Raw genomic sequence first — 23,661 nt, 5'->3', positions numbered from 1 at the left:
GTGAAGAGTGAATAAGTCCGAGCTGATTGAAGCCATTGCCGCGTCTGCAGATATCCCGAAAGCAGCGGCAACCCGCGCATTGGATGCCATGGTGGAGTCTGTCACCGATAGCCTTAAGAAGGGCGAAAGCGTATCACTAGTAGGCTTTGGTACCTTCGCCATCAAAGAACGTGCTGCACGCACTGGCCGCAACCCGCAAACGGGACAGCCAATCCAGATCAGTGCTGCCAAAGTACCCAGCTTCAAAGCAGGTAAAGCGCTGAAAGACGCCGTCAACTAATTTGACCGCGTTTGCTGTAACCTAATGGGCGCATCGCATAGGCGATGCGCCCATGTTATTTTCTGGCCCCCTATTTGTTAGGATTTAGTGGGTCGATGTATTTGGCTGTGACTATCTGAGGCTAGCATGCTGCAAAGTATTAGAGATGGCTCCAGGAGCTGGGGTGCCAAAATTATTATCGGTGTTATGGTCGCGGCCATGGCGCTTTTCGGGATTGAATCACTGTTTGGGCTTTTTGGCAGCGATCCAGACGAAGTAGCCAGTGTCAACGGGCAGCCAATCATGCGTCAGCAGGTTGAGCTCGGGGTGCAGCGCGCTTTACGCTCAGGACAGGTGCCGCCTGAACAAGAGCGAGCCCTACGCAGCGACATGCTTGACCAGCTCATCACTCAGGAACTGTTATCCCAGTACGCAGAAGAGGGTGGTTTCGCTGTTTCAGAAGAGCAACTTGATCAACTGATTGTCAGTCTGCCTGAGTTCCATGATCAGGATGGTCGTTTTTCTGCTGAAGTTTTTCGTAACCGCTTAGCGGGCGCAGGCTATACGCCATTATCTTTTCGTGAAGAATTGCGCGTCGATATCCAGCGACAGCATTTACAGCAGGGCCTCGCCTTCAGCGATTTTAGCTTGCCCAATGAGCAAGAGCGTCTGGCAGAGTTGCAGCGCCAGGAGCGGAGCTTGCGCTATGTGGTGCTAGATGGTGACGACGTCGAGGCTGATGTCCATATCAGTGAAGACGACCTAAAAGCCTATTATGATGCCCACCAAGAGCGCTACGAGCGTCCAGAGCAGGTGCGTCTTGAGTATGTGATAGTTGATCGTCAGGCAATGGCAGAAGGCCGCGATGTTGATGAAGAGGCGCTACGCGATGCATGGCGCGAACAGAATCGTGACGCTGACCGCCAAGTCTCCCATATCATGATCACCTTTGGTGACGAACGTACTCGTGATGAAGCTCAGGAAAGGGCTGAAACAGCCAGGCAAGCGCTGAATAGCGGTGAATCGTTTGCCGATACCGCTCTGCGCTACTCTGATGATACGGCCAGTGCCGAAGAGGGTGGAGACCTTGGGGTAATCAGCCGTGGCTTCTTTGGGGATAGCTTTGATGAAGCAGCATTCTCTTTAGAAGAGGGTGATGTATCCCAGCCGGTTGAACTGGATAATGCTTTTCACATTATTCAGGTGACGGATATTCAAGGCCCAACATTTGAAGAACAGCGCGGTGAGTTGGCGCGGGAAGTGGCGCTGAACGATGTTGATGATGAATTTAATCAGCGAGTTCAGCAGCTAATTGATGAAAGCTTCGCTGCTGATGACCTGCAAAGCGTTGCTGAAAGCATTGGTCTTACCCTTAATGAGAGCGATTGGCTTGCCCGTGATGACGAAGTTGAAGGCGTTTTATCCGAGCCTGGTGTGATGTCAGCGGCGTTCAGTAACGACGTGCTGGAAGAGGGTTATAACAGTGAAGTTATCGAGTTAGACCAAGATCGTCGGATGGTGCTGCGTATTGCTGAACAGCGCGATGCGACGTTACTGCCTCTGGATGAGGTCCGCGAGGAGGTCGAAGTATCCGTAGCCGCTGAGCAGCAACAGCAAGCATTGCGTGAAGAGGCGCAATCACTGATTTCAGAACTGCAAGCAGGTGAGCAGGTGGATATCAATTGGCTCGAAGCTAATAATGTTAGTCGTCAAGCCGATACCACCGTACCTCAAACGATTGTTCAAGAAGCCTTCCGCATGCCACGGCCTGATGAAGGTGAGAGCGTTTATCGTGCCGTTGAACTGTCCCAAGGCGTTGCCGTGGTAGCGGTGGATAGCGTTACTGACGGCGAAATTGATGAGCAGATGGAAACGTTTGTCTCACAAATGGCGGAGCAACTGCGTGCTCAATCGGTCCTGCAGGGTTTGATTGATGACTTGCGCAGTGACGCAGAGATAGAGCAATAGAATCGCTTAAGCCTGAGTTAAAAACAGCAAGAGCAAAAAAGCCGATCTCACGATCGGCTTTTTTATATCCGTAAATAGCGGTCTCAGGTCAGGCGTCAGGTAATTCGGTGAAAGAGAACTGACGCAACTTTGGTGCCGTTTGATCTGAGCGCTCAACCACGATATCCCAGCCACGCTGACTATCCCAATCGCCTAACACATAACGTTTGGCGGGTACTTCTTCAACTGTCAGGTCATGTACGTGGGGACGGTGAGTGTGGCCATGAATCATAGTGGCTACACCAAACCGTTCCATCAGCAAAATTACTTCCTGCTGTGTCACATCCATGATTGCCTCAGCTTTATTGGCGTTAGCCTCGCCCGACTGCATGCGTAGGCTTTTGGCCAGCTCTAGACGTTGTTCCAGCGGTAGAGACAATATCTGAGTTTGCCACTCTGGATTGCGCGACTGCTGACGGAAAGCCATGTAGGCTTCATCTTGGGTGCATAAGCTATCGCCATGAAGAAGTACCACAGGTACCCCCTGAATCTCGACTTCCTCAATGTCAGATAGCAGCATCGCCTGACAAGCGTTAACAAAGCGCTCGCCGAGTAAAAAATCACGGTTGCCATGCATCAAATAAACAGTGGTGCCGTCACTGCTAAGCTTGTGCAACCGCTTAATAACCTCTTGAGCCACAATGCTGAGCGGATGGTCAGTGGCATCAAGAAGGTCATCACCCATCCAAGCATCAAAAAGGTCGCCCAGAATATAGAGAGCATCGGCTCCTGGGGCAGTATGCTCTAGGTAGCGGTAAAACCCCTGATTAATCTCAGGGGTGTCGCTACTTAGATGCAGGTCGGCAATAAGCAATGTGCGCATAAAGCTCCCAGTGTCATTCCGCTTCCTTCACGTAAGCGCGTTCGATGATCACGTCTTCAGCGGGTACATCGGCATGCATGCCACGGCGTGTAGTGGCCACGTTTTTAATCTCGTTGACCACCTCCATACCGCCAACGACTTCGCCAAACACCGCATAGCCCCAGCCTTGAAGACTTTTACCGCTGTGATCCAGAAAGCTATTGTCGCCCACATTAATGAAAAACTGCGCAGTGGCAGAATGCGGGTCTTGAGTGCGAGCCATGGCTAGCGTACCAAGAGTGTTTTTTAAGCCGTTGTCAGCTTCGTTGTCGATAGGGTCACGGGTTGGCTTCTGCTCGAAGTCTTTATCAAAACCGCCGCCTTGGACCATGAATCCGTCAATCACCCGATGAAATAGGGTGCCGTCATAAAATCCGTCGCGAACGTACTGCTCAAAATTCGCCGCGCTAATCGGCGCTTTTTCATGGTTAAGCGCGATGGTGATGTCACCGTGGTTCGTCTGTAATACGATCATTGATAAATTCCTGTTCAATAAAGGCGTTCGCCTTGGCGCTGTGCATCGGCGTCACGTTATAATAACGGTTTTGCCCTGCACCGCGAAGTGCCATAGGAGTATCCTATGTTCTCACGGCTCAGTACGCCATCCACCACGAGGTTATCAACACCACCATGACCAACGAGACCACCCCAGCGCCGAACTTCATTCGCAACCAAGTACGCGACGAAATCGAGGGCGGCCAGGTCACTAAAATCGTGACACGCTTTCCCCCCGAGCCCAACGGCTTTTTGCACATCGGCCATGCAAAGTCGATCTGTCTCAATTTCGGGCTGGCGGAGCAAATGGGTGGCGAATGTCATCTACGTTTTGATGATACCAATCCGGCGAAAGAAGAACAGGCATACATCGATGCCATCAAAGAGGATGTCACTTGGCTAGGCTTTGAATGGGCAGGTCCTGTGCGTTTTGCTTCCGACTACTTCGACCAACTCTATGCCTGGGCGCAGCACTTGATGCGAGAAGGAAAAGCCTACGTGGACGACCTTTCGCCGGATGAAATTCGCGAGTACCGCGGCACACTGACGGCGCCGGGTACCCCCAGCCCTTACCGTGAGCGCAGCCCCGAAGAAAACCTTGATCTGCTGGCGCGAATGCGCGAAGGCGAGTTTGGCGAAAGTGAAAAGGTCGTGCGCGCTAAAATTGACATGGCGTCGCCTAATATCAACTTGCGCGACCCTATCCTTTACCGCATCCGCCACGCCAGCCATCACCAAACGGGGGATAAGTGGAAAATCTACCCCTCGTATGACTTCACCCATGGTCAGTCGGATGCCATTGAAGGTGTTACCCACTCGATCTGTACTCTGGAGTTTGAAGATCACCGCCCACTGTATGAGTGGTTTTTAAACAACCTTCCTGTACCCGCCAAGCCGCGCCAAATTGAATTTGCCCGTCTCAATCTTGATTACACGTTAACCTCCAAGCGCAAGTTGAAGCTGTTGGTAGACGAAAAGATTGTCGATGGATGGGATGATCCGCGGATGCCGACGATCTCCGGTATGCGTCGCCGCGGCTACACACCAGCCTCTATCCGCAAATTCTGCGAGATGATCGGCGTCACCCGTGCCGACGGTGGCTTGGTCGATATCGCCATGTTGACCCACGCGATTCGCTCGGATCTTGAAGACAATGCGCCGCGCGCCATGTGTGTGTTAAAGCCGCTGAAAGTCGTGCTCACCAATGTGCCGGAAGATCACGAAGAGATGTATGAAGTGCCGGGGCATCCTGCACGTGAAGATATGACGATGCGCAAGGTGCCCTTTTCTCGGGAGCTTTACATCGATCAAGACGACTTTATGGAAGATGCTCCTAAGAAGTTCTTCCGCCTCGCGCCAGGTAAAGAAGTACGTCTACGCAATAGCTATGTGATTCGCTGTGACGAGGTAATTAAGGACGCGGCCGGTGACATCAGAGAGCTGCATTGTTCAGTGGATTTCGATACGCTGGGCAAAAATCCTGAAGGTCGCAAGGTGAAAGGGGTTATTCATTGGGTAAGCGCTGCCCACGGCGTGCCGGTGGAAGTGCGCCTGTATGACAACCTGTTCACCGTTGAGCAGCCAGATCGTGACAAAGATGTCGACTTCCTAGAGCACTTAAATCCGGAATCGCTGGTCGTTTGTCAGGCAATTGGCGAGCCAAGCCTTGCGGAGGCCACGCCCGAGTCACGCTTCCAGTTCGAGCGCGTTGGTTACTTCTGTGCAGATCGTCATGATTCCACACCAGAGCATTTAGTGTTTAACCGCACCGTGGGATTAAAAGATAGCTGGGCAAAAATCAAGCAGAAGGGCTAAAGGCCAGGAAAAACATGGATAGCCATATGCATATTTACAATACGCTGACGCGTCGCAAAGAACTTTTCACCCCGCTTGAAGCGGGAAAAGTCAGTATGTATGTCTGCGGCATGACGGTGTATGACTATTGCCATCTTGGTCATGCCCGCGTCATGGTCGCCTTTGACGTCATCACCCGCTACCTGCGTGAGCGTGGCTACGATGTTAACTATGTGCGCAACATTACCGATATTGATGACAAGATACTGAAGCGTGCTGACGAAAATGGTGAAAGCATCACCGCGCTAACCGAGCGCATGATTGCCGCCATGCACGAAGATGAAGCGCGTCTGTTTGTTTTGCCACCGACTCATGAGCCCCGCGCCACCGGTCATATCGACGATATCGTGGCAATGATTGAAACGCTGATTGCAAAAGGCTTTGCCTATGCGGCCGATAACGGCGATGTTTACTACCGTGTACGCAAGTTTGCCAATTACGGCAAGCTCAATAATCGCCAGCTAGACGATATGCGCTCTGGTGCTCGGGTGGATGTTGATGTTCATAAAGAAGATCCACTCGACTTTGTACTTTGGAAGGCTGCAAAACCGGGTGAGGCCCACTGGTCGTCGCCGTGGGGTAATGGGCGTCCCGGCTGGCACATCGAGTGCTCGGCGATGTCGACCTGCTGCTTGGGTGATACCTTCGATATTCACGGTGGCGGGCCGGATCTAACCTTTCCGCATCATGAAAATGAGATTGCGCAAAGCGAAGCGGCCACCGGCAAGACCTACGTCAAAACCTGGATGCACGCTGGGGCAGTGCGGGTGAACAAGGAGAAGATGTCCAAATCTCTGGGCAACTTCTTCACCATTCGCGATGTACTGGCCGAACACGACCCTGAAGTGGTGCGCTTTCTGCTGGTGGCCAGTCACTACCGTAGCCCGATCAACTATTCGGTGGACTCACTGACCGAAGCACGCAAATCGCTGACACGTTTATACACAGCGCTAGAAAGCGTCGACACTGACGCTATTGCCAGCAGTGAAGCATCCCCTTACCGAGAGCGTTTTACTCAGGTCATGGACGATGACTTCAACACGCCTGAAGCGTTGGCAGTCATGTTTGAGCTGGCGCGTGAAGTCAATCGCGCCAAGCAGGAGCAGCCCGACGAGGCCGCTAGGCTTGGGGGCGAGCTCAAGCAGCTAGGGGCTATTTTGGGGCTGCTTCAGCAGGCGCCGCAAATTTTCCTGAAAGGCACGCAGCAACAGGGTATGCCGCTTAGTGAAAGCGAGATTGAAGCGAAAATTGCTCAACGTATTGAGGCGAAAGCGAATAAGGACTTCGCTCAGGCGGATGCGGTTCGCGATGAGCTCGCAGCCCTGGGGATTATTCTTAAAGACTCACGCGAAGGTACTTCTTGGGTGTTAGAAGCACCTTAAACGCTGATGGCTCTTATACTTCATAAGAGCCTCAGTAAAAAAGCCCACTTCAAAAGGAATTCCAAGATGCGCTTTTCAGCTAATCCTATCATTGCTAAGCCCCTAATCGTTGCTTGCGCCGTATCCGTTATTTCCCTTTCCCAGGCCAGCGCCAATGAGCCGGTAGTGGTGTCCTCCAAGATCGACACGGAAGGGTCGGTGTTGGGTGAGCTGATCATTCAGACCTTGGAACGCAACGATATTGCTACCGAAAACCGCTTGCAGCTTGGTGGTACTAGTGTTGTGCGGTCGGCATTAGAAGCTGGCGAAATTGATGTGTACCCTGAGTACACGGGCAATGGTGCCTTCTTTTTTGATATGGCCGACAGTCCAGTGTGGAACGATGCGGATCAAGCGTTTGAAACCGTTAAAGAGCGTGACGCGGAACAAGACTTGGTCTGGCTGCAGCCAGCTAGCGCTAACAACACCTGGGCAATGAGTGTCCGCGAAGACGTAGCCACTGAAAATGAATTGGTCAGTTTAGAAGACCTCGCGGCCTATCTGGCGGAAGGGGGGGAGTTCAAATTCGCCGCCAGCGCTGAATTTGTGGAATCCGCACAGGCGTTACCTGCGTTTCAGGAAGCCTACGGTTTTGAATTGAGCGATGAGCAACTGCTAGTGCTGTCGGGTGGCAATACTGCTGCCACCATGCGTGCCGCCGCCCAGCAAACCAGTGGCGTTAACGCCGCCATGACTTATGGCACCGACGGTGGCTTAAGTGCACTGGGTCTGGTCGTACTGGAAGATACTAAAGGTGTGCAGCCCGTATACCAGCCTGCCCCCGTGGTGCGTGAAAGCGTGCTGGAAACGTATCCCGAAATGGAAGCGCTGCTCAACGAGGTCTTTGCCACCCTTGATCTGGTCACTCTCCAAACGCTAAATGCAGATGTCGCCGTTAACGGGCTGTCACCGACCCAAGTGGCCAGCGACTATCTGGATGCGCTAGCTGATTAATGTGTTTATGCCTGGGATAACTAATTAATGTCGTTATTGGATGCATTGCCCACCCCTCGGCTTCGCTGGGATGGGCGGCACCCTAACACTGTGCTTGTTAGCCTCAGTCTTATCATGCTGGCCGCATTCTGGGGTTTGGACGTGGTTAGCATGGCTCCCAATCGGATTGTTCAGGGAACGAGCTACGGCGCGCTTGAGGCCTTAGGCTGGCCCGGCGCGCTATTAGCCACATTACTGCTCAGTTTCATTGGCATATTAGCGTGGCAACCGAATCACTGGCACTATCGCGCTCTGTTAGCGGCAGTAATGACCTTGATGGCACTCATGCCCGTGGGGTTAATTGCCAGCAGCTATTTACTGATTGATCCTGAACTGCCCCAGGCGCGTTTGGGCCTGGGGGCAGCGTATTGGGTAGTGCTGTTTGTATTACTACTGTGCTTAATTGAAATACGCTTACGCTTAAAGCTCACACGTCTCTGGCCTACGCTGCTGTTATGTGGCGTGGCGTTGGTGTGGTGGCTGTGTGCAACTTTGTGGCTGGATAGCCTTGCCCTGGTGCAGGAGTTTAAGGCGCGTGATCGGCAGTTTCTGAGAGCTATTGGTCAGCACGTGACGCTGGTTGGGGCTGCCGTCAGTATTAGCGTGGTGGTTGGCTTAGTACTAGCGATGCTGATGCGCCGCTATGCACGGCTGCAGAAAGGCGCTTTCGCAGTACTCAATTTTCTACAAACCATTCCCAGTCTCGCCTTGTTTGGCCTGCTACTGGCGCCGCTTGCTTGGCTTGCTGCCAACGTACCATTGCTAGGCCGGCTTGGCGTCAGCGGGATCGGTACGACGCCTGCCTTGATCGCACTGATTGCCTATAGCCTGCTCCCCATGGTGCGTAACACCTATATCGCTCTTGAAGAAGTAAGCCCCGATACCCTGGAAGCCGCCAAGGGGATGGGAATGCGTGCTGGCCAGCGTTTTTGGCAGGTGCGGCTACCGCTGGCGCTGCCGGTGCTACTTGAAGGGGTGCGTATTACCACGGTTCAGGCCATTGGTCTCACTGCCGTAGCCGCTTTGATCGGGGCGGGTGGGCTTGGCACCTTTATTTTTCAGGGCCTGGGTCAAGCAGCCATGGACATGGTTCTGCTCGGCGCATTGCCTATTTTAATGCTGGCTCTGGTCGTGGATGCGGGCTTGGGCGCCCTGGCAGAAGTACTGCGCCCCGGAGGAACACGATGATTGAGCTTTCCCATGTCTCAAAGCGATTTGGTGAAGAAACCGCGGTGGATGATATTTCACTGCGTGTGCCGAAGGGCAAGTTTTGTGCGCTGGTCGGCACCTCCGGCTGCGGTAAATCCACCACCCTGCGCATGATCAATCGCTTAATCGAGCATAGCGAGGGTGACATTATTCTGGATGGCCAAGCCATTGAGGTGTATGACCCGGTAAAACTACGTCGCCGGATTGGTTATGTCATTCAGCACACCGGTTTGTTCCCTCACTGGAACGTGGCGCGCAATATTGGTTTGGTACCGCGTTTATTGAAGTGGTCAGCCGCCGATGTCCAGGGACGGGTCGAAGAGTTGATGGACTTGCTAGGCTTGCCTGTCGGGGAGTTTGCGCATAAATATCCTCACCAGCTTTCAGGTGGGCAGGCGCAGCGAGTTGGGGTGGCAAGGGCATTGGCCGCCGACCCTGATATTTTGCTGATGGACGAACCTTTCGGCGCCCTTGATCCGATTACCCGTGAAAAGCTGCAGGATGAGCTGGCCAAAATACAGGCGCGGCTGCACAAAACGGTGGTCTTCGTGACCCATGACATGGATGAAGCCCTCAAACTCGCGGATCACCTGGTAGTGATGCGCGAAGGACGAATCGTGCAGCAGGGCTCTCCGCTGGCGCTGCTGCAACAGCCAGCCGACTCGTTTGTCGAGTCACTGTTGGGAGGGCTTGAACGGGGGCTCAAACAGGCTGCTTTAACCCGCGTTAAAGACCACATGACCTCCATGGGACCGACTCTACCCGCCCAGTCGCGCATACCCGCAGATTTCTCACTGCGTCAAGCGCTTTCCATGATGCTGCGCGACCATAGCGATAGGCTTACGGTTGTCGATCAGCACGATGTCCCCATTGGCGAGCTATCGCTGCGCAGGATCATCAAGGAAGCACAACTGGATAAAGGAAGTGCGCGTGAGTAATTCGCTGAGTATCGCGCAGCCACGTAAAAGAGCCCTGCTGTGGCTTTGGCCACTGATGTGGGGAACACTGCTGCTGCTCAGCGTTGTGGCCATGTCTGCTGCCGAGCCACTGTTTCGCTGGATAGAACCTGATGCCAGGCAGGTGATTTATGACCGGGCTGATTTCTATGTGCTGCTGGGCCGCCATCTCCTTGTGGTGGGCATAGCGGCGCTTGTGACCGTTGTCGTAGGCGTCTCAGCTGGCATTGTGGTGACTCGCGAGCGTGGCAGCGATTTTTTGCCGCTGGTCGGCCAGTTGGCCTCGCTGGGACAAACCTTTCCGCCGGTGGCCGTGCTGGCGCTGGCGGTACCTGTGCTCGGATTTGGTACTTTGCCCATCATTGTCGCCTTGATGCTGTATGGCATGCTGCCCATCGTGCGTAATACGCTTGCCGGACTGCAGGAGGTTGATATCGACATAAAGACCGCCGCACACGCCATGGGCATGACGCCGACTCAGGAATTGCGGTATGTCGAGCTGCCGCTGGCGGCCCCGGTCATCCTGGCGGGCATTCGCACCTCCGTCACCATTAATATCGCCACGGCTGCTCTGGGGGCGACTGTTGGGGCCAGTAACCTTGGCGACCCGATTATCTCCGGCATCGTTAACGGCAATATGGCCTATGTCGTTCAGGGGGCGTTGACCATTGCACTATTGGCATTGACGGTCGACAGCCTATTTGAAGTGCTGCAACAACCACTGCGTTCTCGTCTCTCTGCGGCTTAAGTTGTATCCCTAAAGTTCTTGTGCTGCGTTACTGTCGCAGTAGTTGTATTTGACTCATGCCAGATAAATCCACTGGCAAAAATGGTCAATACCAACAACACTGCCCTCAAAAGGGGTAAAACAAGGACAATAATGATGACTGAGTACGTGCACCAGCCGGACTTCATGACCGGCGACGAATTTTCGATTCCCACCTTTAGCCTGCTTTGTCCGGAAGGCGAGCTACATGACGGCGCCATTGAACCGGCGCTTGAGCGTGATCATGCCCGGCGCATTTACCAGGCAATGCTGGCCACGCGTATTCTCGACGAACGAATGATGGCAGCCCAGCGTCAGGGGCGGCTTAGTTTCTATATGCAGTGTACGGGGGAAGAGGCCGCCGTAGTGGGCGCAACTGCCGCGCTTGATGATGCCGACATGATCATGGCCCAGTACCGCGAGCAGGGCGCTCTGATGTATCGCGGCTTCTCAATCGATGAATTTATGAACCAGCTGTTTGGCAACGAGTTGGACTACGGCAAAGGCCGCCAAATGCCGATCCACTATGGATCCCGCAAGCTGCACTACATGACCATCTCTTCCCCCCTGGCTACGCAAATTCCACAGGCCACGGGCTACGCCTATGGGCAAAAACTTGCTGGTGATGGTCACTGTACGCTGACCTTCTTTGGCGAAGGTGCTGCTTCCGAAGGCGATTTCCACGCCGCACTCAATATGGCCTCAGTACATCAGGTGCCAGTGATTTTCTTCTGCCGTAACAACGGCTATGCCATTTCCACGCCTGCCGTAGAGCAGTTCGCCGCTGATGGTATTGCCCCACGAGCATTTGGTTACCATATGCACGTGATACGCGTGGACGGCAATGACGTGTTGGCGGTCTATGAGGCCACTCGTCAGGCGCGCAAGATTGCCGTTGAGCGTAACCAGCCTGTCTTGATCGAGGCCATGAGTTATCGTCTGGCTGCTCACTCCTCTTCGGATGACCCCTCCGGCTATCGTTCAAAGGATGAAGAAGAGATATGGCGCGCCAAAGACCCCGTGCTGCGGCTAAAAAAATGGCTGTTAAAAAAGCAGTGGTGGAGTGAGGAAGAGGAGAGTAGCCAGCAAGAAGCCCTGCGCCGGGAAGTGCTCGAGACATTAAAGCGTGCCGAGAAGCGCGCATCGCCCCCGCTTGAGAGCTTGATCAGCGATGTCTATGCCGACATTACACCTGCGCTGCAGCGTCAGTTTGACCAGTTGAAGCGCCATATTCGCCGCTATCCAGAAGCTTATCCACGAGGTGCGCAGTCGTTGGACTTAGACGTTGGCACCGACACTGATCCGCAGGGAGAGGCGTAACATGGCCACTATGAATATGCTTCAGGCGATCAATAACGCCCTGGATATCGCCATGGCAGAGGATGAAAAAGTCATTTGCTTTGGTGAAGACGTGGGGATTTTCGGCGGCGTCTTCCGAGCGACAAGCCATTTGCAGGAGAAGTACGGCAAGGCTCGCTGCTTCAACACACCGCTGGTCGAACAGGGCATTATCGGCTTTGCCAATGGTTTGGCGGCCCAAGGCTCGGTACCAGTCGCGGAAATCCAGTTTGCTGACTATATCTTTCCCGCGTTCGACCAAATCGTTAACGAAACGGCCAAGTTCCGCTATCGCTCGGGGGATCTGTTTAATGTGGGTGGGCTGACCATTCGTACCCCATACGGCGGCGGCATCGCCGGCGGGCTCTACCACTCTCAATCCCCGGAAGCCTATTTCACCCATACCCCCGGTTTGAAAGTGGTCGTACCGCGTAACCCCTATCAAGCCAAGGGACTGCTGCTTGCCGCCATTCGGGATCCGGACCCGGTATTGTTTCTGGAGCCCAAGCGGCTTTACCGCGCATCGGTAGGCGAAGTGCCCGAAGAGGATTATCAACTGCCAATTGGTGAGGCCGAGATCACCAAGGAGGGCACCGATATTACCGTGGTCGGTTGGGGCGCACAGATGGAAGTCATCGGCAAGGCGGTTGAAATGGCCGAGGAGCAGGGTATCGCCTGTGAAGTGATCGACCTGCGTTCACTACTGCCCTGGGATGCGGATACGGTGGCGGAATCGGTGCTCAAGACCGGTCGCCTAGTTGTTAGCCATGAAGCACCCTTAACCGGCGGTTTTGCCGGTGAAATTGCCGCTACCATTCAGGAACGTTGTTTCCTCTACCTTGAATCGCCCATTGCCCGGGTCACAGGGCTGGATACGCCTTTTCCTTTGGTGCTGGAGAAAGAGTATCTGCCCGATCACCTGAAGATTTTTGAAGCGATTCGCGAAAGCGTCAACTTTTAGCGCTGAGGAGGAGAACAACAATGAGCGATTTTTTACTGCCCGATATTGGCGAAGGCATTGTCGAGTGCGAAGTCGTCGAATGGCGCGTCGCTGAAGGCGATCAAATTGAAGAAGACCAGCCCATCGTTGAAGTCATGACCGACAAAGCGCTGGTGGAAATTACCGCCCACGAAGCCGGTGTCGTTACCAAGCTGTATGTGGCTCAGGGTCAGATTGCCAAGGTGCATGCTCCCTTATACGCCTATCAGGCCGAAGGAGAAGTACAAGCCGAGCCCAGCAAACCGGAAGTTACGCCGGATGCCTTACCGTCTACGCCAATCACTAGTACCGATGCGGCAACGGATAGAGCTGCAGCGCACACAGCCGTAGCGCCAACCGCGCCAACGTTGGCCACCCACGGGAAAGTACCCGCCAGCCCCGCGGTGCGAAGATTGGTGCGAGAGCATCAGCTCAATCTGACCGATATCGCAGGCAGTGGTAAAGATGGTCGTGTGCTTAAGGAAGACGTATTGGCGCACCTTGAACAGCCTGCTGGCGCAGCCATGACATCGTCGCAGGCTGTTCCATCTAGTAGTGTAGAGGAAGCGCCCAGGGTGGAGCCGTTACGCGGCGTGCGGGCGGTAATGGCCAAACGAATGGTGGAGTCGGCCAGCACGATTCCTCATTTTCATTATGGTGAAGAGATTGACGTAACAGCGCTGTTGGCAATGCGTGAGCGTTTGAAACCAGTGGCAGAGTCAAAAGGCGAGCGGCTAACGCTAATGCCGTTCTTTATGAAAGCCATGGCGTTAGCGATCTCAGAAGAACCCATTGTAAACGCACAGTTAAATGCGGCGGGTGACGCGCTGCACTACTTCTCCCAGTGTAATATCGGCATGGCAGTGGATAGCAAGGCAGGCCTCATGGTGCCCAATGTCAAACGCGTCGAACGCTTATCCTTGCTTGAGATTGCCCGGGAAGTGGCGCGGCTAACTACGGCGGCACGGGAAGGACGCGTTGATCAAGCGGATCTTAAAGGCGGAACCATCAGTATTTCCAATATTGGTGCGCTCGGTGGCACCTACGCGGCTCCTATCATCAACGCACCGGAAGCCGCTATCGTTGCTATAGGTAAAACACAGTGGCTGCCCAGGTTCGATGCGAAGGGCGAGGTTCAGCGACGTGCCATCATGACCATTACCTGGGCAGGGGATCATCGCTTCATCGATGGCGGCACCATTGCGCGCTTCTGTAATAGCTGGAAGGGCTTTCTGGAAGATCCCGAGACCATGTTGCTTCACTTGGGTTAGCAAGGCGACTTATGTCCCAGGCACCGCTTCAGCAGTTTTATATCCCCGAAGAGCAGTCGGTTTATCTGTTGAGCCATCATGATGCCCGCAAGCTCAAGGACTGGGTGGCGCTGTGCCAGGCGCAGCTCACCCAGCTGGGTTACCAGGGTATCGAACTGATCGGCAAGGGGGCCTATGGCTTTGTATTCGGCGGTAGTGCACCCCACCAGGGGGCTAACGCTCATTATGTCTTCAAGTTCTCGCGTATTACCCTACCGACGCATCTGCAGGAGCGCCTTGAGGAGGAGGCGTTCATGCTCGGCCAGGTGTCGCACCCGCGAATCCCCGGCTTGATTGCCTACCAGCGCTCACGAGGGCAGTCGATCCTTGTGATGGGGCGTGCCTCCGGCTGGAATCTCGAGCAGGTGTCGCTGCGGCAAGGGCGACTCCCTCCACGCTTAATCGTGCGTATCGCGTCGCAGCTGGCGGATATCCTCATTGCGCTGCGCCGGGAGTCTGGCCGCCAGGCGCGTCCCGTCGTACACGGAGATATCAAGCCCTCCAATTTGGTCTTTGACCCTGAACAAGAGGTGATTGCCCTGATTGACTGGGGCTCATCGGTCTTTGCCCAGCTGGACGCCCAACTGCAGTTTGTGGGCGCCAATGTCATGGAGCTGATGTCGGATAATCTGCAGCAGACCAATGCCCGCCTGGGCGATGTCTACTTTATTGGCGAAGAGCAGTTAAACGGCGCACTGTCATCGCCGCGGTTCGATGAGCAGGGTGCAGCGGGCACCCTGTATGCGCTGGCGTCGGCGCAGTCGTGTCGATTTGGCCATCGGGCGATTCCCGCCAGTTCGCTGGGGTTACCGATGGAGTTTGCCCGCACCCTGGATGGCATGCTCGACCCTGACCCGCAGGTGCGGCGTAAAGCGGGCGACTACTTTTTAACCCATATGCCGCGAATGGCCAGAGTCGTAATGATCGATCTGCCTACATCGCTCCATGTACCGCTGGTGCCGGTATGGGCGCGCCCCGCGCATCAGGAGATCGATACCGTGGTCTACAGCTCTCGCAAAGCCTTCCTGCGCGAAGCCTTTTCACAGGAAGAGCACGCTCAAGAAACCCTGAATGATGTCAATGATGTGCAGTTAGATCGCTACTACAAACAGTTTATGCAGGGGATGGGGGAAACCGAAAAGGCCTTTTTGGTGTCGGTGAGCCGCCTGGGCAAATATCCGGTGGTGGGGGGCTTGGCGGTTCGCTGGGAGCGTGAAGGTGTGTATATCGATTCGTCGTTAAATTTACATGATCCGACGCTGAAGCCTGCCTTTATTGAAGCGGTTAATAATATGGTGCATCTGGCGCGGGCAATTCATCGCCAAGGGGTATTTAAAAGCTGCCTGTTTAATGCCCGCCAGACGCTTCATTTAGAACGTGCTTCTGTCGATGAGGCATTTGTCAGCGAACCCAGCATGTCGATAGGTTATGAGTTGAGCGCAGTACCGGAGCTTGAAGATCGCACCCGTCAGCACAGCTATTTCGAAGATGGCCCCGACCCAGAAGAGCTGTTAGCTCTGCCCGAGACGATTATGCATGTGCTGCAGCAGCTCAATGATATTCACCATACCGGCATGATCATTTTTGAAGCGCTGCCACAGCACCTCAAAATACATAGCTACTATCGTCTGCTGGATCCGGCTCGAGAGGGCGAGTTCCGTACGCTGCTGGCGCGCATTCTCGCCTCGGTAGACCAAATCGAGGGCCTAGGCGTCTCGGGCTACATGAAAATGCCCTACAAGGACACTCGATACTTCACTCATCTTGAAAGTCAGCCGGAACGCTACTACCCCCGCGACCCGCGGGAGTATGCCCGCAGGGCAACAACGTCCTAATCACGCTGGCTTAGTTAATGCTAGCTTAATCAAGGGTATTAGCTACCTGCTGATTGGCTAGCCAGTTGACCAGCTGCTCAGTAAGGTCGTCACTAGCAGCACCAAATGCATCAACCACATCAGGAATATCGGTGCTTATAGCTTGCGCGCTGGTGGTAAAGCCCTGAGTAGCGATTGAAGCGCGGTTTTGAGTGCTGACGAGCTGAACATCGAGCTGAACCTTCACCGTGGGCGGACGGGTAGCGTAGTCGCTCTGAAAGTGACGTAGCTCACTCAGCAGCAATCGCTCAGAAGGCAGGCTATCGCTACCCACGCTGGCGAATAGGCGGCTCTGCTGTAACCCAGTGATCAAGCGCGATTGGAGTAATGCAGGGGCATTCTCCTGCCAGCGGGCAGCTTCGTACACATTAACCACATTACCCTCTGGGTAAACCACAATGCGGTTGCTACTCAGTAAATGCCCCGCTTGTGGAGCAGCCACCGCCAGGCGTTGGCGGGTGGCCATGGAATCTGATGTGACGGGCTGTATATCGCTACTGGGCAGACGATACAGGGTCGCTGGCTCACTTTCGGGAAATATTGAGCAGCCACTGCTGAGTAGCAGCGCAGCGCTAACTAAAACGATAGCAGTGGGGCGTAATGTCATGGGCGGAACTCCTCTACCTGATCACGGCCCAGGAAAAAGTCTGTTGGGCTCTCCTCTAGCTGGCGGGTAATACGATCGAGTGTATCAAGGGTGGAGCGTAGCGAAGAGAGCGCCGGGGCAATATCTTGCGCGCCCTGCAGGCTGCCTTCGATGGCACCAGCGTTAGTTTCCACTAACTGCTCAATGCGTTGAGCCGCCCGGGCCACATCGCGACTCGCATCAGCGGCGCTCTCCATTACCAGACGACCATCTTGACGCAGCAGCTGTGTCGCTTCCTGGCTAAGTGCGTCGATGCTGCTGAGTGTGGTCGTCGCTTGGCGAGTGGCTTCGCCGAAAAGCGCCATATTCTGATCCAGGGCGTCCTGCTGGGCGGCAATCATTTCGGTAATCTGAGCAATGTTGGTTAAAATATTGCCTGCCTGAGCGCGGTTGTTATCGTCAAACAGCTCGTTAACGTTTTTCAGGATTGAGTTGATGTTCTCGATCATATCTTCGCCTTCATCGAACAGCGTGGCGATGGGCGAAGGGTCTGCGCGTATAAACGGCGCTTCGATATCGGTTTGATCAATCAGCAGCGGGGCTTCAGGGGTGCCGCCGTGGAGTTGCACGGACATGCTGCCGGTGATGCTGGCAAAGGCAAGTTTTGCCCGAGTGTCTGTCTTGACCGGTGCGTCATCGTAAACGCGGATATGGGCAATCACTTGCCGAGGGTCATCGGGATTGAGGTTAAGCTCGGTGACGTCCCCCACCTCAATACCGTTATATTGTACTCGGCTGCCGACCGATAAGCCGCTAACGCTGCGCTCAAATAGAATGCGGTAAGGCTGGTAGCTACGTTCGCCTGCTGCATAGCTCATCCATAGCGCAAACAGCAGCGCCGCTGCGGCGGTGCCCAGCGTGAATAAACCGATTAACACGTGATGCGCGCGGGTTTCCATCTACCCTCACTCCTGTGTGTAAGCATTCGTTGAAGAGGCAGTATGAGCACTTTGCGCGGCTCGACCACGCGGCCCGTGAAAGTAGTCTTGAATCCATTCATCGTCGGTCTCCGCGACCTTGTCGATGGTATCCACCACCAACACGCGTTTCTGCGAGAGCACGGCGACCCGATCGCAGGCGGCGTAGAGCGTATCCAGGTCATGGGTGACCAGAAATACGCTGAACCCCAGCGCATCGCGAAGGGTGACCAGCAACTGATCGAAGGCTGCCGCGCCAATAGGATCAAGCCCGGCGGTTGGCTCATCCAGAAACAGGATGTCAGGATCAAGGGCTAAGGCACGGGCAAGGGCGGCGCGCTTGACCATGCCGCCAGACAGCGACTCAGGAAACTGCAGCGCGGCCTGTGGCGGAAGCCCGACCAACGCTAGCTTGACCCTGGCAAGATGCTCGGCGTCTTCACGGGGTAGCCTGGCGTGTTCAATTAGCGGTAGGGCAATATTCTCTTGCAAGTTCAGCGAGCTGAACAGCGCACCGCGCTGAAACAGTACGCCAAAGCGCCGCTCTATTTGACTGCGCTGTGCCTCGTTAAGCTCGTTAAGGGTTGTGCCTAGGACTTCAACCGTGCCGTCATTGGGGCGCTTCAAACCGACGATGCTGCGTAATAGCACTGATTTACCGGTACCAGAACCGCCTACAACGCCGAGGATTTCTCCGCGTTCAAGGGTCAGATCTAAATTTTCGTGAACCACATGAGCGCCAAAGCGGTTCACCAAGCCTCTAACCTTAATGACCGGTTGGTCGTTTTGCTCTGTCGGTTTATCTGAATCCATCACCAGCCCATCTCCATAAAGAATAGCGCGGCGACGGCATCAATCAGAATCACCATAAAAATCGATTGAACGACGCTTGACGTGGTGTGTTCTCCCACCGACTGTGCACTGCCGCTGACCTTAAAGCCTTCCAGGCAGCCGATAACGGCGATCACAAAGGCAAACACCGGGGCTTTGCTTAGCCCTACCAAAAAGTGTGTCACCGATACGTCTTTTTGCAGCGTGGTCAAAAACTGGGTTAGTGAAATATCCAGTGATAGGGAGGTGACCATGGCGCCCCCCGCTAAGCCGCTGAGCATACCTACAAAGGCGAGCATGGGCAGGCTAATTAACATCGCCATTACCCGCGGGAGCACCAAAAGCTCGATAGGATCAAGCCCCTGAGCCTGCAGGGCATCTATCTCTTCATTGGATTTCATGGCGCCAATTTGGGCGGTAAAGGCACTGGCGGTTCGTCCCGCGAGTAGGATCGCAGCAAGTAGAACTCCGAACTCTCGCAAGAATGAGAACGCAACAAGATCGATGGTATAAATCGTGGCGCCAAAATCCTGCAAAACGGTAGCGCCAAGGAAAGCCACGACGGCGCCCACCATAAAGGTGAGTAGCGCGACGATGGGTACGGCATTAAGACCGCTCTGCTGGATATGGGCCACGGTGGCCGTTAAGCGCCAGTGGCGTGGCCGCAATACCAGCTGGAAGAGGGTGGCCACGACGAGACCAATAAAGGCCAGCAGCTGGCGCTGCTGAGACCAAAGCCCCACCATATGTTGACCCACGCTGGCAAGCGCTTGGCTAATACGCGAATAGGAAAGAGGATCAACGTCAAGCGGGGTTTCCATGGCTTCGGCAATACGCACCAGCAGCGCCTGCTGCTCTTTCGGCAGTTCTGCTGCCCAATCCGCTACCGCCTGCGCTTTCTCAACGCCAATCAGCTCCACAATGAGTATGGCACCAGCGGTATCAAGGCGGGTTATTGCGTCTAGTGAAATCGTCGCATCCGTTGGCTTGCCAGGCTCAGTTCGAGTGTCACTTTGCTGAAGCGCCGCTTTGATATGGCGATAATTGGCAAGTGTCCACTCGCCTTTAAGGGTTACTGTTTGATCATGACGCGCTATCCACTCGCTTGGCATCCCCACTCCTTGGCGCTCTTGGTATCGATGCGCTTGTTTAGAAGTCTATGATGCATTCAAACGAGCGTTAGTTAAAGTCTCCCTAGCTTGAATTTACCTTGCCGAGCGGTTTCTTGGCGCTAGCTCCTGCTTAATCTGATTAGCGACTTCTTTGAGACGGGGGCCTAAGTTATTAACCAAGCGATCGTGATCCAAGCGCAGGCTGGAGCCGCCGCAGTTAATCGCCATGACCTCGGCGCCATCTTCCAAAATCAGCGGCATCGCCACCGCGCTAATATCGCGCTGCCAATCCTGCTCAGAGAGGCAAAAACCGTACTGCGCATAGTCTTTGAAGCTCTGTTGTATGCCCGCTTCATAACGCGGCCAGTCGCTGCCATACTCGCTGGCCAACTCTTGCAGTACCTGCTGGCGTCGTTCGTCAGACAAGCCGCATAGCCATGCACGACCAATCGCAGAAGTAGCAATGGGCAGGCGGGAGCCCGTGTCCAGGCGAATGATTAGCGGGCCATGGCCGTGGCAGGTTTCCAAATAAACCATATCACTGCGGTCAGCCCCGCCCAGGCTAACATTACAGTCGGTGGCATCAGCAAATTTCTGCAGATGCGGGCGAGCAATCTCGCGAATGCCCATATTAGCGAGAAAGCGATACCCCAAGGCTAAGACACCTGGCCCAAGGCGGTACTTTTCCAGGTGGGTATTGTGCTGGAGATAGCCCAACTGGGTCAGGGTATAGGTTAACCGTGACACCGTCGGTCGAGGGATACTCGTACGGTTGGAAAGCTCAGCATTGCCTAAATACTCTTCACCTGCGCCAAAGGCGCGCAGCAACTCTAAACCGCGCGCGAGCGCAGTCACAAAGTTACGATCTTTTCCGGGCAACTGCGGGTCGTCAGCATCAGTGTCGGTGGGGTGCATTCAATATCCCAACATTCGGTGGCTTATGGCGCCCAGTATCGCATATCTACTTAGACGCAGCGTTCATGCCTATCAACGAAATAGCGGCTGTTTGACACTAAATCAGCCGTCCAGACGCTCGATAATTGTGGCAATGCCCTGACCGACGCCGATGCACATGGTGACCAACGCGTAGCGCCCACCGGTCGCCTCAAGCTGTCGGAGAGCCGTAAGCGCCAAGCGTGCTCCTGAAGCCCCCAGAGGATGACCAATGGCGATGGCGCCGCCGTTGGCGTTCAAGCGTGGATCATCAACGGAGAGCCCTAACTGCTGCACGCAGCCAAGCACCTGAACGGCAAACGCCTCGTTGATTTCAATTACATCCATCTGCTCAAGGGTAAGCCCGGCACGCGCCAACGCCTTTTGCGAAGCGGGTACTGGCCCCAACCCCATAACCCGCGGTGCAACACCGGCAACGGCGCTGGCGACAATGCGCGCGCGTGGTGCTAGGCCCACACGTTCACCGGCGACCATGGTACCCACAATCATGGCAGCGGCGCCGTCATTCAAACCCGAGGCATTGCCGGCGGTGACAACGCCACCCTCAAACAGCGCGCCCAGTTGGGCCAGTTTGTCTTCGGTGCTTTGTGGGCGGGGGTGTTCGTCTTTATCTACCATCAGTGGCGGCTGTTTACGTCCTTGTGGCACCTCTACGCCAAACATCTCGCCGTCGTAAAAGCCTGAGGCCAGCGCTTGGGCGTAGCGGGCCTGAGAGCGAGCGGCAAAGGCGTCGCTTTCAGCGCGACCAATATTCAGGTCGTGGGCAATGTTGTCAGCAGTTTCCGGCATGCTGTGGCTGCCGTACTCTTTAGCAATCCAGGGGTTGGGAAAGCGAGAGCCAATCACCGTATCGTACATCGGCTGGTTGCGCGCATAGGGGGAGTCCGCTTTACCCAATACATAGGGCGCCCGAGACATGGACTCAACGCCGCCCGCTAAAAACAGCTCGCCTTCACCTAGCCGTGCCGCCCGGGCGGCATCCATCATCGCTGCCAGGCCGCTGCCGCAAAGTCGGTTAATGGTTTGTCCTGCTACTTCGATGGGCAGGCCTGCCAACAATGCGCCGTGACGGGCCACATTGCGGGAGTCTTCCCCCGCCTGGTTGGTGCAGCCTGCCAGCACCTCTTCATAGCTTTCAAGTGCGAACGGGTTGCGGGCTACCAGTGTTTTAAGCGTCAGCCCCAACAGCTCATCTGGGCGAATAGCCGCTAAGCTGCCGCCGTGGCGACCAAAAGGGGTGCGTAAACCGTCGTAAATATAGGCGTCTTGCATGGTGGTGCTCCTTGTTGTTGGTAGGGTCATTAAGCGACGGTTAGCGACATTTGAAGCGCAGCGCGGCGGCGCAACCAGGGGCTTGGCCGATAGCGTGGGTCGCCGGTGGCCTCAAGCAGGTTGGTCAATATCGTCATGATGCGCGTGGCGCCGTAATGGTCGCCCATGCGCAATGGGCCGAAGGGGTAGCCCAAGCCCAGCTCAACCGCTCGGTCGATCGTCGTGGGTTCTGCCACGCCTTGCTGGGCAATATCGGCACCGACGTTGACGATGCAGGCAATAATGCGCTGAAGAACGAAGCCGTTGCTGTCCTGCAGAGTGCTTACCGGCGTACCGTCATGATTGAGCAGGTTTTGCGCTGCTTGAATGAAAGTGGAGTGGGTAATAGGCGTAGCCATCAGGCTACGGCGTTTATCGAGTCCTGCGAGCATATCCACCGCCACACACTGCTTGGCATCTAGCCCCTGGCGCAGCGAACAGCTGGTGGCATCTTCGCCGAAAGGGGTAAGCAGGCAGAGCGCTTGTTCAGTGGGCTGCGTGCCGGTTTCTAACGGCCAACCCGCCGCATTCACCAGCGCGGTGAGCGCTTTGGCGCTCTCGGGGTCTTCCTGGCTAATCCATACCGGGCATGGAGACACAGTAGCGATGGCAGGCTCATCCGGCATTTGCTGCTTGCCTTCCTCGTAGCGGTAAAAGCCTTCGCCGGTTTTACGCCCCAGCAAGCCTGCGGCCAAGCGTTGCCGGGTCAGAGGTGACGGGCGAAAACGCGCTTCTTCATAGTACTGGTGATACACCGACTCCATCACGGCGTGGGAAACGTCCAGACCGGTAAGGTCAAGCAGGGTAAAGGGCCCCATCCGGAATCCCCCCTGGTCAACCATAATGCGATCAATGGTGGCCGGGTCAGCGACGCTTTCGCCTAGCAGTCGCAGCGCTTCAGTACCGAAGGCACGACCGGCATGGTTAACCAGAAACCCAGGTGTATCGGTGGTTTGGGCCGTAAAGTGGCCCATGGCTTGTCCTAGAGCATTGACCCGCTGAGTCACCTCATCGGTGGTACGCAGGCCAGGGATGACCTCGGCAATCTTCATCAGCGGCACGGGATTAAAGAAGTGAAAGCCAATAACCCGCTCAGGGTGCTGGCAGGCGGCGGCAATGGCCGTGACAGAGAGTGAAGAGGTATTGGTCGCCAATACCGCCTGTTGGCTGACGATCGCTTCTAAATCGCTAAACAGCCCCTGCTTGGCCTCCAGCTTCTCGACAATGGCTTCCACCACAATATCGCAGGGGGCGAGCGCGGCAAGCTCGCTGGCTTCAATCAACCGTTCACTATAGTGCTGCGCCTGTTCTGCACTAATGCGCTGCTTTTCGACACTTCTCTGCCATAAGCCGTTAATAAAGGCTTTCGCTTCTTGTACGGCGCCCTCTTTAACGTCGAAAAGCATAACGTCTAGACCGGCCTGGGCAGCCAACTGCGCGATGCCACGTCCCATGGCGCCGGTGCCGACGATGCCAAGTGTGGTAAAGGGGGGAGGTGTTGATGTTGATTCGCTAGCCATACGCTAATTCCTCTCTGCAAATGAATGCATATTTATCATTGTAATTC

The 23,661-nt window shown here is 55.1% G+C and carries 22 protein-coding genes; 12 read left to right on the top strand and 10 right to left on the bottom strand.

Going from position 1 to position 23,661, the window contains the following annotated elements:
- Positions 1 to 7 precede the first annotated feature (7 nt).
- Entirely contained in the window at positions 8 to 280 is a 273-nt protein-coding gene (locus ACWI0H_RS11785; RefSeq protein WP_007114333.1) for an HU family DNA-binding protein, read from the top strand.
- 126 nt (positions 281 to 406) lie between these two features.
- On the top strand, positions 407 to 2,227 hold the full coding sequence (locus ACWI0H_RS11780; RefSeq protein ID WP_336273823.1) for a SurA N-terminal domain-containing protein: 1,821 nt from the start codon (positions 407 to 409) through the stop codon (positions 2,225 to 2,227).
- 88 nt (positions 2,228 to 2,315) lie between these two features.
- Here the strand turns inward: ACWI0H_RS11780 and ACWI0H_RS11775 are convergent, their stop codons facing one another.
- The 3 genes from ACWI0H_RS11775 to ACWI0H_RS11765 are packed head-to-tail and all read right to left on the bottom strand — an operon-like array spanning position 2,316 to position 3,697.
- A complete protein-coding gene (locus ACWI0H_RS11775; RefSeq protein WP_336273822.1) occupies positions 2,316 to 3,089 on the bottom strand; it encodes a UDP-2,3-diacylglucosamine diphosphatase in 774 nt (257 codons plus the stop codon).
- Between the two features lie 13 nt (positions 3,090 to 3,102).
- On the bottom strand, positions 3,103 to 3,603 hold the full coding sequence (locus ACWI0H_RS11770; RefSeq protein WP_336273821.1) for a peptidylprolyl isomerase: 501 nt from the start codon (positions 3,601 to 3,603) through the stop codon (positions 3,103 to 3,105).
- Complete coding sequence (locus tag ACWI0H_RS11765; protein WP_008956874.1) at positions 3,575 to 3,697, bottom strand: hypothetical protein; 123 nt, start codon at positions 3,695 to 3,697, stop codon at positions 3,575 to 3,577. The genes ACWI0H_RS11770 and ACWI0H_RS11765 overlap by 29 nt, the downstream gene beginning before the upstream one ends.
- A gap of 61 nt (positions 3,698 to 3,758) precedes the next feature.
- Here ACWI0H_RS11765 and ACWI0H_RS11760 point away from each other — a divergent pair, with 61 nt between their 5' ends.
- The 10 genes from ACWI0H_RS11760 (at position 3,759) to ACWI0H_RS11715 (ending at position 16,284) form a co-directional block, all read left to right on the top strand.
- Complete coding sequence (locus ACWI0H_RS11760; RefSeq protein ID WP_336273820.1) at positions 3,759 to 5,438, top strand: glutamine--tRNA ligase/YqeY domain fusion protein; 1,680 nt, start codon at positions 3,759 to 3,761, stop codon at positions 5,436 to 5,438.
- Between the two features lie 26 nt (positions 5,439 to 5,464).
- Positions 5,465 to 6,859 (top strand): cysteine--tRNA ligase, encoded by a 1,395-nt coding sequence (gene cysS, locus ACWI0H_RS11755; protein WP_336273819.1) that lies wholly within the window; start codon positions 5,465 to 5,467, stop codon positions 6,857 to 6,859.
- 66 nt (positions 6,860 to 6,925) lie between these two features.
- The gene (osmF, locus tag ACWI0H_RS11750; RefSeq protein ID WP_008956877.1) at positions 6,926 to 7,852 is read left to right on the top strand and encodes a glycine betaine ABC transporter substrate-binding protein OsmF; all 927 of its coding nucleotides are present in this window, start codon (positions 6,926 to 6,928) and stop codon (positions 7,850 to 7,852) included.
- Between the two features lie 27 nt (positions 7,853 to 7,879).
- Complete coding sequence (locus tag ACWI0H_RS11745) at positions 7,880 to 9,079, top strand: ABC transporter permease (protein WP_101147021.1); 1,200 nt, start codon at positions 7,880 to 7,882, stop codon at positions 9,077 to 9,079.
- Positions 9,076 to 10,038 (top strand): ABC transporter ATP-binding protein, encoded by a 963-nt coding sequence (locus tag ACWI0H_RS11740; RefSeq protein WP_176302237.1) that lies wholly within the window; start codon positions 9,076 to 9,078, stop codon positions 10,036 to 10,038. Before ACWI0H_RS11745 ends, ACWI0H_RS11740 begins: the two co-directional genes overlap by 4 nt.
- The gene (locus tag ACWI0H_RS11735; RefSeq protein WP_485873549.1) at positions 10,031 to 10,804 is read left to right on the top strand and encodes an ABC transporter permease; all 774 of its coding nucleotides are present in this window, start codon (positions 10,031 to 10,033) and stop codon (positions 10,802 to 10,804) included. Before ACWI0H_RS11740 ends, ACWI0H_RS11735 begins: the two co-directional genes overlap by 8 nt.
- Positions 10,805 to 10,939: 135 nt before the next feature.
- On the top strand, positions 10,940 to 12,142 hold the full coding sequence (locus ACWI0H_RS11730; protein ID WP_008956881.1) for a thiamine pyrophosphate-dependent dehydrogenase E1 component subunit alpha: 1,203 nt from the start codon (positions 10,940 to 10,942) through the stop codon (positions 12,140 to 12,142).
- A gap of 1 nt (position 12,143) precedes the next feature.
- Positions 12,144 to 13,121 (top strand): alpha-ketoacid dehydrogenase subunit beta, encoded by a 978-nt coding sequence (locus ACWI0H_RS11725; RefSeq protein WP_101147019.1) that lies wholly within the window; start codon positions 12,144 to 12,146, stop codon positions 13,119 to 13,121.
- Positions 13,122 to 13,141: 20 nt separating this feature from the next.
- Positions 13,142 to 14,410, top strand: coding sequence for a 2-oxo acid dehydrogenase subunit E2 (locus tag ACWI0H_RS11720; RefSeq protein ID WP_101147018.1), 1,269 nt, complete (start codon positions 13,142 to 13,144; stop codon positions 14,408 to 14,410).
- A gap of 11 nt (positions 14,411 to 14,421) precedes the next feature.
- Positions 14,422 to 16,284, top strand: coding sequence for a serine/threonine protein kinase (locus tag ACWI0H_RS11715; RefSeq protein WP_101147017.1), 1,863 nt, complete (start codon positions 14,422 to 14,424; stop codon positions 16,282 to 16,284).
- 25 nt (positions 16,285 to 16,309) lie between these two features.
- Here ACWI0H_RS11715 and ACWI0H_RS11710 read toward each other — a convergent pair whose 3' ends face one another.
- From ACWI0H_RS11710 to ACWI0H_RS11680, 7 genes are all read right to left on the bottom strand, one after another.
- Positions 16,310 to 16,930 carry an ABC-type transport auxiliary lipoprotein family protein gene (locus ACWI0H_RS11710; RefSeq protein ID WP_485873548.1) on the bottom strand — a complete coding sequence of 207 codons (621 nt, stop codon included), beginning with the start codon at positions 16,928 to 16,930 and terminating at the stop codon, positions 16,310 to 16,312.
- On the bottom strand, positions 16,927 to 17,868 hold the full coding sequence (locus ACWI0H_RS11705; RefSeq protein WP_227405147.1) for an MlaD family protein: 942 nt from the start codon (positions 17,866 to 17,868) through the stop codon (positions 16,927 to 16,929). Before ACWI0H_RS11705 ends, ACWI0H_RS11710 begins: the two co-directional genes overlap by 4 nt.
- Positions 17,869 to 17,874: 6 nt before the next feature.
- Positions 17,875 to 18,699 (bottom strand): ABC transporter ATP-binding protein, encoded by an 825-nt coding sequence (locus tag ACWI0H_RS11700; protein ID WP_101147014.1) that lies wholly within the window; start codon positions 18,697 to 18,699, stop codon positions 17,875 to 17,877.
- The gene (locus ACWI0H_RS11695) at positions 18,699 to 19,829 is read right to left on the bottom strand and encodes an MlaE family ABC transporter permease (RefSeq protein WP_101147013.1); all 1,131 of its coding nucleotides are present in this window, start codon (positions 19,827 to 19,829) and stop codon (positions 18,699 to 18,701) included. Before ACWI0H_RS11695 ends, ACWI0H_RS11700 begins: the two co-directional genes overlap by 1 nt.
- 93 nt (positions 19,830 to 19,922) lie before the next feature.
- On the bottom strand, positions 19,923 to 20,744 hold the full coding sequence (locus ACWI0H_RS11690; protein WP_027959572.1) for an IclR family transcriptional regulator: 822 nt from the start codon (positions 20,742 to 20,744) through the stop codon (positions 19,923 to 19,925).
- A gap of 102 nt (positions 20,745 to 20,846) precedes the next feature.
- Positions 20,847 to 22,055: a 3-oxoadipyl-CoA thiolase gene (locus tag ACWI0H_RS11685; RefSeq protein ID WP_485873547.1), complete on the bottom strand. Its 1,209-nt coding sequence runs from the start codon at positions 22,053 to 22,055 to the stop codon at positions 20,847 to 20,849.
- A 29-nt stretch (positions 22,056 to 22,084) separates the two neighbouring features.
- Positions 22,085 to 23,614, bottom strand: coding sequence for a 3-hydroxyacyl-CoA dehydrogenase (locus ACWI0H_RS11680; protein WP_485873546.1), 1,530 nt, complete (start codon positions 23,612 to 23,614; stop codon positions 22,085 to 22,087).
- Positions 23,615 to 23,661 lie beyond the last annotated feature (47 nt).

This window comes from Halomonas sp. NYA30 (genome assembly GCF_976980765.1).
The sequence above is the reverse complement of the archived record's forward strand: the minus strand, read 5'-3'. Positions and strand labels throughout refer to the sequence as shown.

Coding starts and splice junctions, on each gene's coding strand:
- ACWI0H_RS11780 (WP_336273823.1), top strand. CDS start 407: ATGCTGCAAAGTATTAGAGATGGCTCCAGGAGCTGGGGTGCCAAAATT.
- ACWI0H_RS11775 (WP_336273822.1), bottom strand. CDS start 3,089: ATGCGCACATTGCTTATTGCCGACCTGCATCTAAGTAGCGACACCCCT.
- ACWI0H_RS11770 (WP_336273821.1), bottom strand. CDS start 3,603: ATGATCGTATTACAGACGAACCACGGTGACATCACCATCGCGCTTAAC.
- ACWI0H_RS11765 (WP_008956874.1), bottom strand. CDS start 3,697: ATGGCACTTCGCGGTGCAGGGCAAAACCGTTATTATAACGTGACGCCG.
- ACWI0H_RS11760 (WP_336273820.1), top strand. CDS start 3,759: ATGACCAACGAGACCACCCCAGCGCCGAACTTCATTCGCAACCAAGTA.
- cysS (WP_336273819.1), top strand. CDS start 5,465: ATGCATATTTACAATACGCTGACGCGTCGCAAAGAACTTTTCACCCCG.
- osmF (WP_008956877.1), top strand. CDS start 6,926: ATGCGCTTTTCAGCTAATCCTATCATTGCTAAGCCCCTAATCGTTGCT.
- ACWI0H_RS11745 (WP_101147021.1), top strand. CDS start 7,880: ATGTCGTTATTGGATGCATTGCCCACCCCTCGGCTTCGCTGGGATGGG.
- ACWI0H_RS11740 (WP_176302237.1), top strand. CDS start 9,076: ATGATTGAGCTTTCCCATGTCTCAAAGCGATTTGGTGAAGAAACCGCG.
- ACWI0H_RS11730 (WP_008956881.1), top strand. CDS start 10,940: ATGACTGAGTACGTGCACCAGCCGGACTTCATGACCGGCGACGAATTT.
- ACWI0H_RS11725 (WP_101147019.1), top strand. CDS start 12,144: ATGGCCACTATGAATATGCTTCAGGCGATCAATAACGCCCTGGATATC.
- ACWI0H_RS11720 (WP_101147018.1), top strand. CDS start 13,142: ATGAGCGATTTTTTACTGCCCGATATTGGCGAAGGCATTGTCGAGTGC.
- ACWI0H_RS11715 (WP_101147017.1), top strand. CDS start 14,422: ATGTCCCAGGCACCGCTTCAGCAGTTTTATATCCCCGAAGAGCAGTCG.
- ACWI0H_RS11710 (WP_485873548.1), bottom strand. CDS start 16,930: ATGACATTACGCCCCACTGCTATCGTTTTAGTTAGCGCTGCGCTGCTA.
- ACWI0H_RS11705 (WP_227405147.1), bottom strand. CDS start 17,868: ATGGAAACCCGCGCGCATCACGTGTTAATCGGTTTATTCACGCTGGGC.
- ACWI0H_RS11700 (WP_101147014.1), bottom strand. CDS start 18,699: ATGGATTCAGATAAACCGACAGAGCAAAACGACCAACCGGTCATTAAG.
- ACWI0H_RS11695 (WP_101147013.1), bottom strand. CDS start 19,829: ATGCCAAGCGAGTGGATAGCGCGTCATGATCAAACAGTAACCCTTAAA.
- ACWI0H_RS11690 (WP_027959572.1), bottom strand. CDS start 20,744: ATGCACCCCACCGACACTGATGCTGACGACCCGCAGTTGCCCGGAAAA.
- ACWI0H_RS11685 (WP_485873547.1), bottom strand. CDS start 22,055: ATGCAAGACGCCTATATTTACGACGGTTTACGCACCCCTTTTGGTCGC.
- ACWI0H_RS11680 (WP_485873546.1), bottom strand. CDS start 23,614: ATGGCTAGCGAATCAACATCAACACCTCCCCCCTTTACCACACTTGGC.